Below are 14,133 nucleotides of genomic sequence, written 5' to 3'. Positions count from 1 at the left end.
CAGTGACGTGCAGGAACGGGGTCACCCGGACCAAGCCGACGGATCCGCTCCAGGACAGCAACGTCGGTCAGGCGGTGAGTCAGACCAGGCCGGGTGACCCCACCCCTACATCCTCACTGTCAGGCGGGCTGGAGGCGGGGCTCCACCCAGCCGGTCTCGGTCAGGTGCTCCATCACCTTCCCGATGGCCTCCTCGACGCTCAGATCCGAGGTGTCCACCACCAGGTCGGCGTCGGTGGGCTCCTCGTACGGGTCGTCGATGCCGGTCATTCCGGTGATCAGGCCGGCCCGGGCGCGGGCGTACAGCCCCTTGCGGTCGCGCTGCTCGCACACCGCCAGCGGCGTCGCGACGTGGACCAGCAGGAAGCCTGCCCCGGCCGTCTCCGCCATCTCCCGGGCGGTGGCACGGGCCGCCGCGTACGGCGCGATCGGGCAGCAGATGCCGACGCCCCGGTGCCGGGCGATCTCGGCGGCCACCCAGCCGATCCGGCGTACGTTGAGATCCCGGTCGGCCTTGCCGAACCCCAGCCCGGCGGAGAGTTCCCGCCGCACCACGTCGCCGTCGAGCAGCGTGATCGTACGGTCGCCCTGCTCACGGAGCACGTCGGCCAGCCCACGGGCGATCGTCGACTTGCCCGAGCCGGACAGGCCGGTCAGGAAGATCACCAGACCCCGGTGCCGCCGCGGTGGGCGGGCCCGCGTCAGTTCCTTGGCCACCGCCGGCGGGGTGTGCCACTCGGGCAGCGGGAAACCGCGGTCCAGCAGGTCGTCGATCTCCCGCGTGCTCAGCGCCAGCCGCCGGTTGCGCGGCGGGATGTCCTCGCGCCAGCGCCACTGCCCGTCCCGGTTGTCGTAGGCCAGCTCGCGGGGCACCAGCACGCGCAGGCCGGCGCCGGAGAGCATGCCCTCGGTGGAGAGCAGGTGGGTCACCCCGTACGCGGCGGCGACCCGGGCCCGCAGCAGCGCGTCGCTGATCTCGTCGCGCCGCCGGGCCAGCGGCACCGCCACGAGCGTCGCCGGGGGCATCCGGTCGCGGGCGGCGAACACGGTGCGCACCAGCGACTCGGCCGGCAGGCCGCCGATCGACTCCTCGCCCACCGGGATCATCACCAGCAGGTGCGCGCCGAGCGTACGGGCCGCGTGCGCGATCTGCGCCAGCTGCGGCCGGTGCAGCGGGCGGTCGGCGAACACGCCGAGCACCCGGCCCGGCGGCAGCAGCCCGCGTACCTCGTCGGGACCGCGCCGCAGCCGCTGGAACGGCCCGTGGCCGCCGTCGCCCAGACGGCGCACCATGCCCCCGACACCCACCATGCCCTCGCGGCCCGGCCAGACGTCGGTCACGTCCATCGCCGCCACCGGTGCGCCCTCGCCGTCGGTGAGCACCACCGCCCGGCGGGCCGGGTCGGCCGGGTCCAGCCCGTCGGCGAGCGCCGCCGGCACCTGGAGCGTCACCGGCACCGGCCACGGTGTGCCGTCGGCCAGCCGGCCGCGCCGGTTCAGCGAGGCCAGGTCGGCCCGGCTCATGAAACCGGTGAGCGGTGCGTACGCCCCGCTCAGCAACAACTGGAGATCGGCCAGCTCAGCGGGTCTGGGCGCGTACGACGGCGCATCCCGCAGAACGTCCTCGGGCAGCAGCCACCCGTTGCTCATGGAACCCCCAACTCGCCGGCCGGCACACAGTTTCGCAGCCCACCGGCGATCGGTCGAGAGCGCCACCCGGCCTCCCGGTGATCGCGTGTCCGGCGACCGCGCCGAGGACGAGCCGGGGTCACCGAATCCTTACCGGCGGGCCCCGGCCGGTCGATCGTGCGAACGGCTGCCTGCGCGCGCCGACCGGCCGAGCGCGCGGTCCCGTATCCGACGGACCGCGCGGCGGAGACGGGACCGGAGCCGGCGCGAGTCCTCCACGCGGGGCACGCCGCCGTCGGCCGCGCAGCGCACCACGAGCGGCAGGCGGGCGTCCAGCGCCCAGCCGGCCTGGATCACCCGGGCCCGGATCTCCCAGGTGCCCCGGGTACGGCCGCCGCCCAGCGCCGAGAAGTCGGCAGTGGCGGTGCTGCGGTGGCGCACCCGGGTGGCCCCGACCCGCTCGGTGGTGGCGACGACAGGCAGGAAGAACTCCTCCCGGGTCTCCCGGCGGCGGACGACGACGTCGGTCCTCGCCCCGCCGGCCCGCATCACGACCCCGGCCGGCACCGCCTCGGCCACCGGGAGCACCGGCAGCCCCTGGTCGTCGAAGCGCAGCGGCTCGTCACCAGCGCGCAGGTCGGCGGAGACGGAGACCGTCAGCGTCCGCCCCTCGACCCGCCACCCGTCGACTGTGGCGTGGGCCCGGACGCTCACCTCCCACTCCGCCAGCCGGCGCAGGTCCGCCACCCGTCCCTGCGCGGCGAGGTGCGCGATCACCTGGAACATCGGCGGCAGCCCGGCGACCGCCTCCGGCGTGAACCGCTCCCCGACGAGCCGGCCCACCTCGCCGGCCACCTGGTCGGCCCACTGCTCCGGCGCGCTCAGCAGGGCCTGCCCGCGCAGCCGGCTCAGCATCTCCTTGCGCAGCCAGCGCCGGTGCAGCCGGAGGCGGGCCGCGGCGGGCGGCCGGTGCGCGTCCACGATGTCCAGCGCCGCCCGGAGAGCCGCGTAGTACTCGGCCGGGTCCATCCGGGTGGCCGTGACGTTGCCCGCGTCCACCCGGCGGACGTGGTGGTAGCAGGGGTGGTCGGCCAGCACGCAGACGCGCTCGGCGCGCAGGTAGGCCGCCGCCATCAGCCGGTGGTCCTCCAGGCGGCGGGGGCGGCCCTCGGGGAACCGCAGCCCGTGCCGGTCGAGGAAGGACCGCCGGAACAGCTTGTGACAGGTCATGCTGTCGGCCAGCGGCGCGTTCGCCAGCGTGGCGTCGAACCGGTTCTCCCGGAACAGCTCCCGCGGGACGCCCCGCCGGTGCCCGATCATCCGGCCGACGACGATGTCCGCGTCGTGTTCCCGGGCGCAGGCGTGCAGGCGGGCCAGCGCCTCGTCGCCGAACCAGTCGTCGTCGTCGGCGAAGAAGACGTACTCGCCGCGTGCCTGCTCCAGCCCTCGGTTGCGCGGGTGCGACGGCCAGCCCGAGTGCTCCAGGTGCAGCACCCGCACGTGCGGGTCGGCGGCGGCCAGCTCGTCCAGGCGCTGCGGGGTCCCGTCGGTAGACCCGTCGTCGGCGAAGACGACCTCGTACGAACCGGACGGCAGTCCCTGCCGTGGCAGCGACGCGACGAGCGGATCGAGGTTCGCGCCGCAGTTGTACGTGGGCACCACCACACTCACCACCGGCCGGTCCGCACCGTCGCTCATGTCGCCCCCCGTCGAGTCGGCCCCCACACGGTGGCAGCTTCCCCGAGCGGTCGCCACCCCGTGTCCGCCACCTAGGGGCTGCGGCGGCCGAGGATCAGGGGATCGCAGGGGTCAGGAAGGGCTCCGGGCCAGCGCCGGAGTTCTACGCTGAACGGCGTGACACTGCTCGCGACCGAGTCGCTGACCAAGACGTACGGAGGCCGGGTCACCGCGTTGGCCGACCTCACCGTGTCGGTCGAGCCGGGGATCATCGGGCTGGTGGGCGCGAACGGCGCCGGCAAGTCCACTCTGATCAAGATCCTGCTGGGTCTGCTCCCGCCGACCAGCGGCCGGGTACAGGTGCTCGGCCTCGACCCCACCACCGACCCGGCCGCGGTCCGCGCCCGGGTCGGCTACATGCCCGAGCACGACGCCCTCCCGCCCGACCTGTCCGCCGCCGAGCTGGTCACCCACCTCGGTCGGATCAGCGGGCTGCCGCGCACCGTCGCCCGGGAACGGGCCTCCGAGGCGCTGCGCCACGTCGGTCTGCACGAGGAGCGGCACCGGGCCGTCGGTGGCTACTCCACCGGCATGAAGCAGCGGGTCAAGCTCGCCCAGGCGCTCGTACACGATCCCGATCTGCTGCTGCTCGACGAGCCGACCAACGGCCTCGACCCGGCCGGCCGGGACGCCATGCTCGCGCTGATCCACCGGATCGGCACCGAGTTCGGCATCTCGGTGGTGGTCTGCTCGCACCTGCTCGGCGAGGTGGAGCGGATCTGCGACACGCTCGTCGCCATCGACGGCGGCCGGCTGCTGCGTGCCGACCGGGTGTCCGCCATGACCACCGCCACCGACGTGCTCGCCGTCGAGGTGAGCGAGGGCACGGAGGAACTGGCCGCCCGGCTCGCCGCGCTCGACCTGCCGGTGACCCGCGACGGGCGGCTGCTGCTCGTCCCGCTCGCCGACGACGCCACCTACGACCAGATCCTCGGCGCGGTCGCCGAGCTGGACCTGCCGCTGCACCGGCTGGACCAGCGGCGGCACCGGGTGGCCGAACTCTTCGCCGCGAGGGAGCCCAGCCATGTCTGACGCGACCGGGGTCATCCACGACATCGGCTACCAGCGCTACACCGGTCCGCGGCTCGGCCGCCGGCAGGTCTTCGGCGCGCTCTACCTGCACGGCGTGCGTACCGTCTTCGGGCTGGGCCGCAGCGCCAAGGCCAAGATCTTCCCGTGGCTCGTGGTCTCCGTGGTCACCGTGGTGGCCGCCGGGGTCACCGCGGTACGCAGCCAGATCGGCGAGGTGGTGATGACGTACGCCCAGTTCGCCGACGCGATGAGCTGGCTGGTCATCTTCTTCGCCGCGGTGGCCGCGCCCGAACTGGTGTCCCGCGACCTGCGCAGCGGCGTGCTGCCGCTGTACTTCTCCCGGCCGCTGCCGCGCGGCGACTACGCCCTGTCCAAGCTGCTGGCGCTCGTCACCGCGCTCTGGCTGCTGCTCGGGGGCCCGCAGCTGGTGATGTTCCTCGGCGCCGCGTTCACCACGAACCGGGGCGTACGCGGGGTGTGGGACGAACTGCTCGACCTGCTGCCCGGCCTGCTCTACGCCGGGCTCTGGGCGGTGGTGTTCGCCTCGATCGCCCTGCTGGTCGCCTCGCTCACCGGCAAGCGCGCGTTCGCCGCCGGCGGCATCGTGGCGGTCTTCCTGATGACCACGCCGGTGGTCGGCGTGCTGTCCATCCTGCCCTCGGCCACCGTCAACGAGCTGGCCTTCCTCGCCTCCCCGCCGACGCTCGTCGGTGGCGTGGGCACCTGGGCGCTCGGCGACGCGCTCACCCAGGGACAGGGCGGCGGCATGCCGATCGGCGACTTCGGGCCGGTCTACGCCGCAGTCGCCGTGCTGCTGGTCGCCGGCTGCGTCAGCCTGCTGCTCCTGCGATACCGGAAGGTGGCCGCCCGATGACGGCGATCAGCACCCAGTCGACGGCCGGTGCGCCCGCCGCCGCGACGAGCACGCTCGACCTGGTGGGCGTCTCCCGCTGGTACGGCAACGTGGTGGCGGTCAACGACGTCACCATGCGGCTCGGCCCCGGCGTGACCGGCCTGCTCGGTCCCAACGGCGCCGGGAAGACCACGCTGCTGCACATGATGGCGGGCTTCCTGTCCGCGTCCCGGGGCACCGTGACCCTGGACGGGGAGCCGACCTGGCGCAACCCCGCCGTCTACCGGCGTCTCGGCCTGGTCAGCGAGCGCGAGGCGGTGCACACGTTCCTCAGCGCGTACGAGTTCGTGCTCGCCAGCGCCAAGCTGCACCGGCTGCCCGACCCGGAGGCCGCGACCCGGCGGGCGATCGAGCTGGTCGAGATGGAGGACGCGCAGACCCGGCGGATCGGCACCTACTCCAAGGGCATGCGGCAGCGCACCCGGGTCGCCGCCGCGCTCGTGCACGACCCGCAGGTGCTGCTGCTCGACGAGCCGTTCAACGGGATGGACCCGCGCCAGCGGCTGCACATGATGGCGCTGCTGCACCGGCTCGGCGACGCGGGGCGGACCATCCTGTTCAGCTCGCACATCCTGGAGGAGGTCGAGCAGGTCTCCGGCACGGTCCAGGTGATGGTGGCCGGCCGGCTCGCCGCCTCCGGCGACTACCGGACCATCCGCCGCCTGATGACCAACCGGCCGCACGTGTTCGCGGTGCGCTCCACGGACGACCGGGCGCTGGCGGTGGCGCTGATGGCCGAGGCGTCGGTCTCCGGCGTCGAGCTGGGCCGTACCGGCCTGACGGTCAAGGCCGGCGACTACGGCGCGTTCACCCGGGCACTGCCCCGGATCGCGCTCCGGCACGGCATCCGGGTCCGGCAGCTCCTGCCGGAGGACGAGTCGCTGGAGAGCGTCTTCTCGTATCTGGTGGAGGCATGATGTCGACAGTCACCTGGATCACCGCGCGCGGCCTGTTCGGCCGGAGCCGGTTCCTCATGCTGCTGCCGTTGCCGCTGGTCCTGATCGGCCTGGCGGTGCTCTGCCGGTCGCTCGGCGTCGACCCGGGCCAGTGGGGACCGCCAGTGCTCGTCGGCCTCGGCCTCGCGGTGGTGCTGCCGGTCGTGGCGCTGATCGTGGGCACCGGCGTGCTCGGCGCGGAGATCGACGACGGCACCGTCGTGCACATCCTCACCAAGCCGCTGCCGCGCTGGCAGATCGTGCTGCCGAAGCTGGCGGTCGCGGCCGGCGTCAGCGCGGTCACAGTGGGCATCCCGATCTACGTCGCGGGCGTGCTCGCCGATTCGGTACGCCTCGGACTCGCACTGGTCGCCGCCTCGGCGGCGGGCGCGCTGGCGTACTCGGCGCTGTTCCTGGCGCTCAGCCTGGTGACCCGTCGGCCGGTGCTGCTCGGCCTGGTCTACGTGCTGATCTGGGAAGGGCTGCTGGGCCGGTTCGTCGGCGGCACCCGGGTGCTGTCGATCCAGCAGTGGGTGATCGCCCTGGCCGACCGGATGGCGCCGACGCCGCTGCTCGGCACCACCGTTTCGGTGCCGGTCGCGGCGGTGCTCACCGCCCTGGTGGCGGTCGGGTTCACGGTGCTGGCGATCGACCGCCTGCGTTCGTTCAGCGTGGCCGGCGAGACGAGCTGAACCCCGGGGCGGAACCCGTTTTCCGGCACGAGCGCCGGAAAACGGGTTCTGCCCTGCCGTGTCCGGTCTGTTAGTTTGCGGCGGCTACGCACACCGACACGGGGAGAACACCTTGCGTTCAGCTCGCCTCGCCCTGCTGGCTCCGGCCGCGGTCGCGATGATAGTCATGTCCGGCTGCGGCGACGACGACAAGCCCTCGGCCGGGCCGGCGGCGCCCTCCGCCCCCGCCGCCACCTCCGTGCCGCCGGTGACCCCGGCGCCGGCGGGCCTCGACGAGGCCACCCGGAAGACCTGCGCGAAGGCGGGGAAGGACATCACGGCCGCCCTCAAGGAGGTGGCCGAGGCGGAGAAGATCGGCCCGCCGGCCGGCCACTCGGCGGTCAGCGCCCAGTACTCGGCGGGCGCGGCCACCCTCTACACGCACGCCTTCACCAGCAGTGACGAGGTGAACGCCGCGGTGAAGGGGGTCGCCACCGCCATGACCGACCTCGCCGACACCTGGGCCAAGGCGCCGGGCAAGTCGCCGAGCAAGGCGGATCTGGCTACCGCCCGGGACAAGCTCAAGGCGGCCTGCGCGGCCGAGTGAGGCATGCACCGCCGAGGGCGGCCGGCGTCACGCCGGCCGCCCCTCGGCGTACCTGACGGATCAGAACGCGCAGGCGACGACCAGTTCGGTCGTGCGGTCGGGCAGCATGTCCAGCTTGGCGATCCGGCCCGCTGCCCGCAGGTCGTCGGCGACGGTACCGAGCTGGTCGAGCACGGCCGCCGGTCCGAGCGCCTCGGCCAGCGGCACGTCCGCCTTCATCGACAGCTTCCGTTCCGACTTGGCGCGGCGCACCTGACCCAGCGCGTCCGCCGCCAGCCGCAGCAGGTCCGGGTCACCCGGCGCCTCCATCGCGCGGCCCACCTCGTACGTGGTCGGCCAGGGCGCGCGGTGCACCGACCCGTACCGCCACCACGACCAGACCTCCTCGGTGACGAACGGCAGCACCGGCGCGAACAGGCGCAACTGCACCGACAACGCGGTCGCCAGCGCCGCCCGGGCCGAGTCCGCCGCCGGCCCGGTGCCGTAGGCGCGCTCCTTCACCAACTCGATGTAGTCGTCGCAGAACCGCCAGAAGAACGCCTCGGTGGCCATCAGGGCGGCCGTGTGGTCGTACCCGTCGAAGGCGGTGGTCGCGGTCGCGACCACGCCGGACAGTTCGGCGAGCATCGCGGTGTCCAGCGGTCGGGTCGCCGCGGCCCGCAGCGCGTCGGCCGCGCCCAGCCCGAGCGCGAACCGCGATGCGTTGAGCAGCTTGGTGGCCAGCCGGCGGCCCACCTTGACCTGGGCCGGGTCGAAGGCGAGGTCCATGCCCGGTTTGCCGTTGGCGGCCCAGTAGCGGACCGCGTCGGACCCGTTGCGCTCCAGCAGCGCCATCGGCGTGACCACGTTGCCCTTGGACTTCGACATCTTCTTGCGGTCCGGGTCGAGGATCCAGCCGGAGAGCACCGCCGTGTGCCAGGGCAGCGCGCCGTGCTCCAGGTGGGACCGGGCCACGGTGGCGAACAGCCAGGTGCGGATGATGTCGTGCCCCTGCGGGCGCAGGTCCATCGGGAAGACCCGGGCGAACAGGTCCGGATCGGTCTCCCAGCCGCCGACGATCTGCGGGGTCAGTGACGAGGTGGCCCAGGTGTCCAGCACGTCCGGGTCGCCGGCGAAGCCGCCGGGCCGGCCGCGCTGCGACTCCTCGTAGTCGGGCGGCGACTCGCTGCTCGGGTCGATCGGGAGTGTCGCCTCGTCCGGTGTGAGAGGGTGGGACCAGTCCGGCTCGCCAGTGTCGTCGAGCCGGTACCACACCGGCACCGGCACGCCGAAGAACCGCTGCCGGCTGACCAGCCAGTCACCGATGAGGCCGCCCACCCAGTGCTCGTAGCGGTGCCGCATGTGCTCCGGCACCCAGCGCAGCTCCCGGCCCCGGGCCAGCAGTTCCTCGCGCAGGCCGGCGTCCCGGCCGCCGTTGCGCAGATACCACTGCCGGGTCGAGACGATCTCCAGCGGTCGGTCGCCGCGCTCGTAGAACTTCACCGGGTGGGTGATCGGCCGCGGCTCGCCGACCAGGTCGCCCGCGTCGGCGAGCAGCTCCACGAGCGTCCGCCGGGCGCCGTTGACCGTCTGTCCGGCCAGCGCCGCGTAGGGCTCCGCCGGCACGCCGGCCGGCGGCTCCGGCAGCAGGCGCCCGTCCCGGCCGATCACCACCCGGGTGTCCAGCCGCAGCTCACGCCACCAGGTCACGTCGGTCAGGTCACCGAACGTGCAGACCATCGCGATGCCCGTGCCCTTGGCCGGGTCCGCCAGCGGGTGCGCGCGCACCGGCACCTCGACCCCGAAGACGGGGGTACGCACGGACGCGCCGACCAGGCCGGCGTACCGCTCGTCGTCGGGGTGGCAGACGAGCGCAACGCAGGCCGGCAGCAGCTCCGGCCGGGTGGTGTCGATCAGCACCTCGCGGCCGTCCGGACCGGCGAACCGCAGCCGGTGGTACGCGCCGGGCCGCTCCCGGTCCTCCAGCTCCGCCTGCGCGACAGCGGTGCCGTACCCGACGTCCCACAGCGTCGGCGCCTCGGCCTGGTACGCCTCGCCCCGGGCCAGGTTGCGCAGGAACGCGCGCTGGCTGGCCGCGCGGGCCGCCGAGCCGATCGTGGTGTACGTCAGCGACCAGTCCACCGACAGGCCGAGCCGCCGCCACAGCGCCTCGAACGCCTTCTCGTCCTCCACCGTGAGCAGCTCGCACAGTTCGATGAAGTTGCGCCGGGAGATCGCTGTCGGGTTCTTTCGGGCCGCGTCGTCCACGGGTGCGGCCGGCGGGCGCCAGTTGCCGTCGTACGGCAGCGCCGGGTCGGGACGCACGCCGTAGACGTTCTGCACCCGGCGTTCGGTGGGCAGCCCGTTGTCGTCCCAGCCCATCGGATAGAAGACGGTCCGCCCGCGCATCCGCTGGAACCGGGCCACCGTGTCGGTGTGCGTGTACGAGAAGACGTGCCCCATGTGCAGTTCGCCCGACACGGTCGGCGGGGGAGTGTCGATCGCGTATACGTCCGGCCGCTCCTTCGTGCGGTCGAACGCGTACGTGCGGTCGGACTCCCAGCGGCGGGCCCAGGTCTCCTCGAGGCCGTCCAGGCTCGGACGCTCGGGGACGCCGCCGCGGGCGCTGATCGTCGTGTCGGTCATCAGCCGATGGTAGGCAGCCACCCCGCCGCACTCCACGACTTTCCCCACCCTGCGCGTCCTCGGCGATCTTGCACTTGCCGCCCCGGCACAAGTCACTTTCCGGGCATCTCTCGGACCGCAAGTGCAAGATCAACTAGGACCGGAGGGGAGGGCTAGAGCAGCGAGTCGCGCCACTGGCGGTGCAGGGCGGCGTAGCGGCCGTCGGCGGCGATCAGCTCGGCCGGCGGGCCGTCCTCCACGATCCGGCCGTCGTCGAGCACCAGCACCCGGTCTGCCGTCTCCACTGTGGAAAGGCGATGGGCGATCACCAGGGCGGTGCGGTCGCGCAGCACGTTGTGCAGGGCCCGCTGCACCAGCCGTTCGGTCGGCACGTCGAGCGACGAGGTCGCCTCGTCCAGGATCAGCACCCGCGGGTCGGCGAGGAACGCGCGGGCGAACGCGACGAGCTGCCGCTGCCCGGCGGAGAGCCGTCCGCCACGCCGGTGCACGTCGGTGGCGTACCCGTCGGGCAGCGCGGCGATGAAGTCGTGCGCGCCGATCGCCCGCGCGGCAGCCACCACCGCGTCGTCGTCGGCGTCCGGCCGGCCGAACCGGATGTTGTCCGCCACGGAACCGCTGAACAGGTGGGTCTCCTGGGTCACCAGCACCACCGCCCGGCGCAGCTCGGCGTCGGTCAGGTCGCGCAGGTCCACCCCGTCCAGCCGGACCGCGCCCGCGTCCGGGTCGTGGAAGCGGGCCACCAGCTTCGCGACCGTGGACTTCCCGGCGCCGGTCGGCCCGATCAGCGCCACGGTCTGCCCGGGCGGCACGGTCAGGTCCAGGCCGGACAGGATCGGCGTCTGGCGGCGGTAGCCGAAGCCGACGGCGCGGAACGTGACCGCCCCGCGCGGGGGCCCGGCCGGCAGCGGCACCGGCCGGGCCGGTTCGGCCACCGCCGGGCGCTCGTCCAGCACCCCGGCCAGTTTCTCCAGCGCGGCGGTCGCCGACTGGAGCGAGTTGTAGAACTGACTCAGCTCCTCCATCGGCTCGAAGAACCGGCGGAGGTAGAGCAGGAACGCGGCGAGCACACCCACCTCCACGCCGCCGCCCAGCACCCGCCACCCGCCGTACCCGAGCACCACCGCCGTGGTCAGGTTGCCGATCAGCCGGATGCCCGGCGAGTAGATCGCGATCAGCCGGAACGCGCGCAGGCTGGAACGCCGGTAGTCGTCGTTCACCGCGCCGAAGATGTGGTCGTTGCGGTCCTCCCGCCGGTACGCCTGCACGGCCCGGATGCCGCGCAGCGACTCGACGAAGTGCACGATGACCAGCGCCACCGCCTCCCGGGTACGCCGGTACGCCCCGGCCGAGGCGCGGGCGAACCAGCGCGACAGCACGAACAGGAACGGGAAGGCGAGCAGCGTCACCGCCGCCAGCGGCAGGTCCAGCCAGAGCAGGATGCCCGCAACGGACAGCACGGACAGCCCGGCCATCACCAGCTTGTCGATCCCTCCGTCGACCAGTTCGGCGATCGACTCCAGGTCGCTCGTCAGCCGGGACACCATCCGCCCGGACGTGTAGCGCTCGTGGAACCCGACGTCGAGGCGGAGGAAGTGCCCGTACACCCGGCGGCGCAGGTCGAGCAGGACGGCCTGGCCGATCCGGGCGGCGAGGGTGAGGAACGCGCGCCGGGCCGCGTACTCGACGGTGGTCGCGACCACGAAAGCGGCGGCGACAGCGATCAGGGGGCCGGGATCACCGGCCCGCAGCGGCCCGATGCCCCGGTCGATGCCGAGCATGACCAGGTACGGCCCGGCCATCGCGGCGGCGTTCTGGGCCAGCAGCAACGTCACCGCCAGCCCGAGCGCACGCCGGTGCGGGCGCAGCAGCCGCCGCAGCAGGTCCCGGCTGCGGGCCCGCAGCCGGGTCACCGCCGCCGGGGACGAGTCCTCGGCCCGGCTGCGGTCGGCATCCGGGTCGGTGGCCCGCCCTCGCCAGCGCGACAGGTCCGCGTCCGGAGCGGTGCCGCCCGGCCCGGTCGTCGCGTGACCGCCCGGATCGGTCGTCGCGCGGCCGGCCGGTGCGTCCGGGTCGCCGCGGTGGCCCGCGCCGGTCGTCCCGTTGCCGTTCGGCGCGTCGCGAGGCCGGGGCACCCGCGGCGCGCCGCCGGTCACGAGCGCACCAGGCCGACGCCGTCGCTCCGTCGCTCCGGCTCGGCGGACAGCACCGCCCGGTAGGCGGGTAGGCGGGCCAGCATCTCCGAGTGGGTGCCGACGGCGACGATCCGGCCGTCGTCGAGCAACGCCACCCGGTCCGCCAGCGCCACTGTCGAGGGGCGGTGCGCCACCAGCAGGGTTGTGGTGGCGGTTTCCCGCAGCACCCGGCGCAGGGCCGCCTCGACGAGCGCCTCGGTGTGCACGTCCAGCGCGGAGAGCGGGTCGTCGAGCACCAGCACCGCGGGCCGGCCGAGCACCGCACGCGCCAGCGCGAGGCGCTGGCGCTGCCCGCCGGACAGCGACAGCCCCTGCTCACCGACCCGGGTGGCCAGCCCCCACGGCAGCTCGTAAGCGAACTCCGCCTGGGCCAGCGTCAGCGCGGCCCGGACCTCGTCCTCGCCCGCGTCCGGACGGCCCAGGGTCAGGTTCTCCCAGACCGACATGGAGAACAGCGTCGGCTCCTCGAACGCCACGGCGACCAACCGGCGCAACGAGTCCAGCCGCAGGTCACGCACGTCGTGGCCGTCGAGGGTGATCCGGCCACCGGTCACCTCGTGCAGCCGGGGGACGAGCGACAGCAGCGTGCTCTTGCCGCAGCCGGTGGCGCCGACGAGCGCCATCGTCTCGCCCGGCTCGACGGTCAGGTCCAGTTCGCGCAGCACCGGCGCAGAGGTGCCGGGGTAGCGGAAGCCCACTCCCTCGAAGCGGAGCCGGCCGCGTACCTCGCCCCGGTCGAGCGGCCGGGCGTGCGGCGAATCCACAATGGTCGGCGGCGTGTCCAGAACCTCCTGGATCCGGTCGGCGGCGGTCGCGGCCTCCTGGGCGTTGGCGATGATCCAGCCCAGCGACTGCACCGGCCAGATCAGCATGAGCTGGAGGCTGACGAACGCGACCAGCTCACCGATGGACAGCACGCCCTCGGCGACCGCCGCGGCGCCGGCCACCAGGACCGCGCCGAGCGTCAGGTTGGGTACCAGGTCGAACAGCGCGGAGGTACGGGCCAGCAGCCGCGCCTTGCCGATCCCGGTGTCGTGCAGCCGGCGCGCGCCGACGGCGAACCGGGCCGCCAGTTCCGGCCCGCGCCCGTACGCCCGCATGGTGCGCAACCCCAGCGCCGTCTCCTCGACCAGCGTGGCGACGTCGCCCTGCTGGTCCTGCATGCGGCGCGACGCCGCGTGGTAGTGGCGCGCGAAGCGGCGGCTGATCAGGAACAGCGGTACGGCGCTCGCCGCGACCAGCAGCCCCAGCCACTGGTGCAGCCGGATCAGCAGCGCCACCACCGCCGCGTAGGTGATCAGGTTGAGCACCAGGAACAACAACCCGAAGGAGAGGAACCGCCGGATCACCGAGAGGTCGCTGGTGATCCGGGACAGCAACTGGCCGGACTGCCAGCGGTCGTGGAAGCCGGCCGGAAGCCGCTGCAGGTGGGCGTAGATGTCGGCGCGGATGGCGGCCTCCATGCCCACCGAGGACGACGACTGCGTCCAGCGGCGGATGAAGATGAGGACGGCCTCCGCCACGCCGAGCAGCAGCGCCAGGGCGCCGAGCCGGAGCAGCCCGGCCTCGTCGTGCCGGGCCACCGGCCCGTCGACCACCCGCTGCACCACGAGCGGAACGGCCAGGCTCGCCGCGGTGGCGGCCAGCGCCGCGACCAGCAGCCAGGCGAACTCCATCGCGTACGGGCGCAGGTAGGGCCGCAGCCGCCATAGGTTGCGCAGCGGCTGGGACCGGGCGTCGGTATGCGCCGCGGGGTTGCCGTCGCTGGACGCGGGCACTACCCGACGGTAGCG

10 protein-coding genes are annotated in these 14,133 nt (G+C 73.8%); 5 read left to right on the top strand and 5 right to left on the bottom strand.

Features of this window, described 5'->3' with window-relative positions:
* Positions 1-119: 119 nt before the first annotated feature.
* On the bottom strand, positions 120-1,649 hold the full coding sequence (gene cysC / locus F8279_RS15135) for an adenylyl-sulfate kinase (protein ID WP_091426130.1): 1,530 nt from the start codon (positions 1,647-1,649) through the stop codon (positions 120-122).
* A gap of 129 nt (positions 1,650-1,778) precedes the next feature.
* Positions 1,779-3,326 (bottom strand): glycosyltransferase family 2 protein, encoded by a 1,548-nt coding sequence (locus F8279_RS15130; protein ID WP_091426128.1) that lies wholly within the window; start codon positions 3,324-3,326, stop codon positions 1,779-1,781.
* A gap of 156 nt (positions 3,327-3,482) precedes the next feature.
* Here F8279_RS15130 and F8279_RS15125 point away from each other — a divergent pair, with 156 nt between their 5' ends.
* The 5 genes from F8279_RS15125 (at position 3,483) to F8279_RS15105 (ending at position 7,523) form a co-directional block, all read left to right on the top strand.
* Positions 3,483-4,397 carry an ABC transporter ATP-binding protein gene (locus tag F8279_RS15125; protein WP_091426126.1) on the top strand — a complete coding sequence of 305 codons (915 nt, stop codon included), beginning with the start codon at positions 3,483-3,485 and terminating at the stop codon, positions 4,395-4,397.
* Positions 4,390-5,271, top strand: coding sequence for an ABC transporter permease (locus F8279_RS15120; RefSeq protein ID WP_091426124.1), 882 nt, complete (start codon positions 4,390-4,392; stop codon positions 5,269-5,271). The genes F8279_RS15125 and F8279_RS15120 overlap by 8 nt, the downstream gene beginning before the upstream one ends.
* Positions 5,268-6,227, top strand: coding sequence for an ABC transporter ATP-binding protein (locus tag F8279_RS15115; RefSeq protein WP_091426122.1), 960 nt, complete (start codon positions 5,268-5,270; stop codon positions 6,225-6,227). The genes F8279_RS15120 and F8279_RS15115 overlap by 4 nt, the downstream gene beginning before the upstream one ends.
* The gene (locus F8279_RS15110) at positions 6,227-6,937 is read left to right on the top strand and encodes an ABC transporter permease subunit (protein ID WP_091426120.1); all 711 of its coding nucleotides are present in this window, start codon (positions 6,227-6,229) and stop codon (positions 6,935-6,937) included. The genes F8279_RS15115 and F8279_RS15110 overlap by 1 nt, the downstream gene beginning before the upstream one ends.
* A 157-nt stretch (positions 6,938-7,094) precedes the next feature.
* Positions 7,095-7,523 carry a hypothetical protein gene (locus tag F8279_RS15105; RefSeq protein WP_091426118.1) on the top strand — a complete coding sequence of 143 codons (429 nt, stop codon included), beginning with the start codon at positions 7,095-7,097 and terminating at the stop codon, positions 7,521-7,523.
* A 60-nt stretch (positions 7,524-7,583) separates the two neighbouring features.
* Here F8279_RS15105 and valS read toward each other — a convergent pair whose 3' ends face one another.
* The 3 genes from valS to F8279_RS15090 all read right to left on the bottom strand — a co-directional run bounded on the left by valS (position 7,584) and on the right by F8279_RS15090 (position 14,118).
* Positions 7,584-10,148: a valine--tRNA ligase gene (gene valS, locus F8279_RS15100; protein WP_091426727.1), complete on the bottom strand. Its 2,565-nt coding sequence runs from the start codon at positions 10,146-10,148 to the stop codon at positions 7,584-7,586.
* A gap of 152 nt (positions 10,149-10,300) precedes the next feature.
* Positions 10,301-12,133 carry an ABC transporter ATP-binding protein gene (locus F8279_RS15095; protein WP_225853287.1) on the bottom strand — a complete coding sequence of 611 codons (1,833 nt, stop codon included), beginning with the start codon at positions 12,131-12,133 and terminating at the stop codon, positions 10,301-10,303.
* Positions 12,134-12,297: 164 nt separating this feature from the next.
* The gene (locus F8279_RS15090; RefSeq protein WP_091426113.1) at positions 12,298-14,118 is read right to left on the bottom strand and encodes an ABC transporter ATP-binding protein; all 1,821 of its coding nucleotides are present in this window, start codon (positions 14,116-14,118) and stop codon (positions 12,298-12,300) included.
* Between the last annotated feature and the right edge of the window lie 15 nt (positions 14,119-14,133).

Source organism: Micromonospora sp. AMSO1212t (genome assembly GCF_008868145.1).
GTDB classification, from domain to species: Bacteria; Actinomycetota; Actinomycetes; order Mycobacteriales; family Micromonosporaceae; genus Micromonospora; species Micromonospora tulbaghiae.
This window is presented reverse-complemented; position numbering and strand designations above follow the sequence as displayed.

Coding starts and splice junctions, on each gene's coding strand:
- cysC (WP_091426130.1), bottom strand. CDS start 1,649: ATGAGCAACGGGTGGCTGCTGCCCGAGGACGTTCTGCGGGATGCGCCG.
- F8279_RS15130 (WP_091426128.1), bottom strand. CDS start 3,326: ATGAGCGACGGTGCGGACCGGCCGGTGGTGAGTGTGGTGGTGCCCACG.
- F8279_RS15120 (WP_091426124.1), top strand. CDS start 4,390: ATGTCTGACGCGACCGGGGTCATCCACGACATCGGCTACCAGCGCTAC.
- F8279_RS15115 (WP_091426122.1), top strand. CDS start 5,268: ATGACGGCGATCAGCACCCAGTCGACGGCCGGTGCGCCCGCCGCCGCG.
- F8279_RS15110 (WP_091426120.1), top strand. CDS start 6,227: ATGTCGACAGTCACCTGGATCACCGCGCGCGGCCTGTTCGGCCGGAGC.
- F8279_RS15105 (WP_091426118.1), top strand. CDS start 7,095: ATGATAGTCATGTCCGGCTGCGGCGACGACGACAAGCCCTCGGCCGGG.
- valS (WP_091426727.1), bottom strand. CDS start 10,148: ATGACCGACACGACGATCAGCGCCCGCGGCGGCGTCCCCGAGCGTCCG.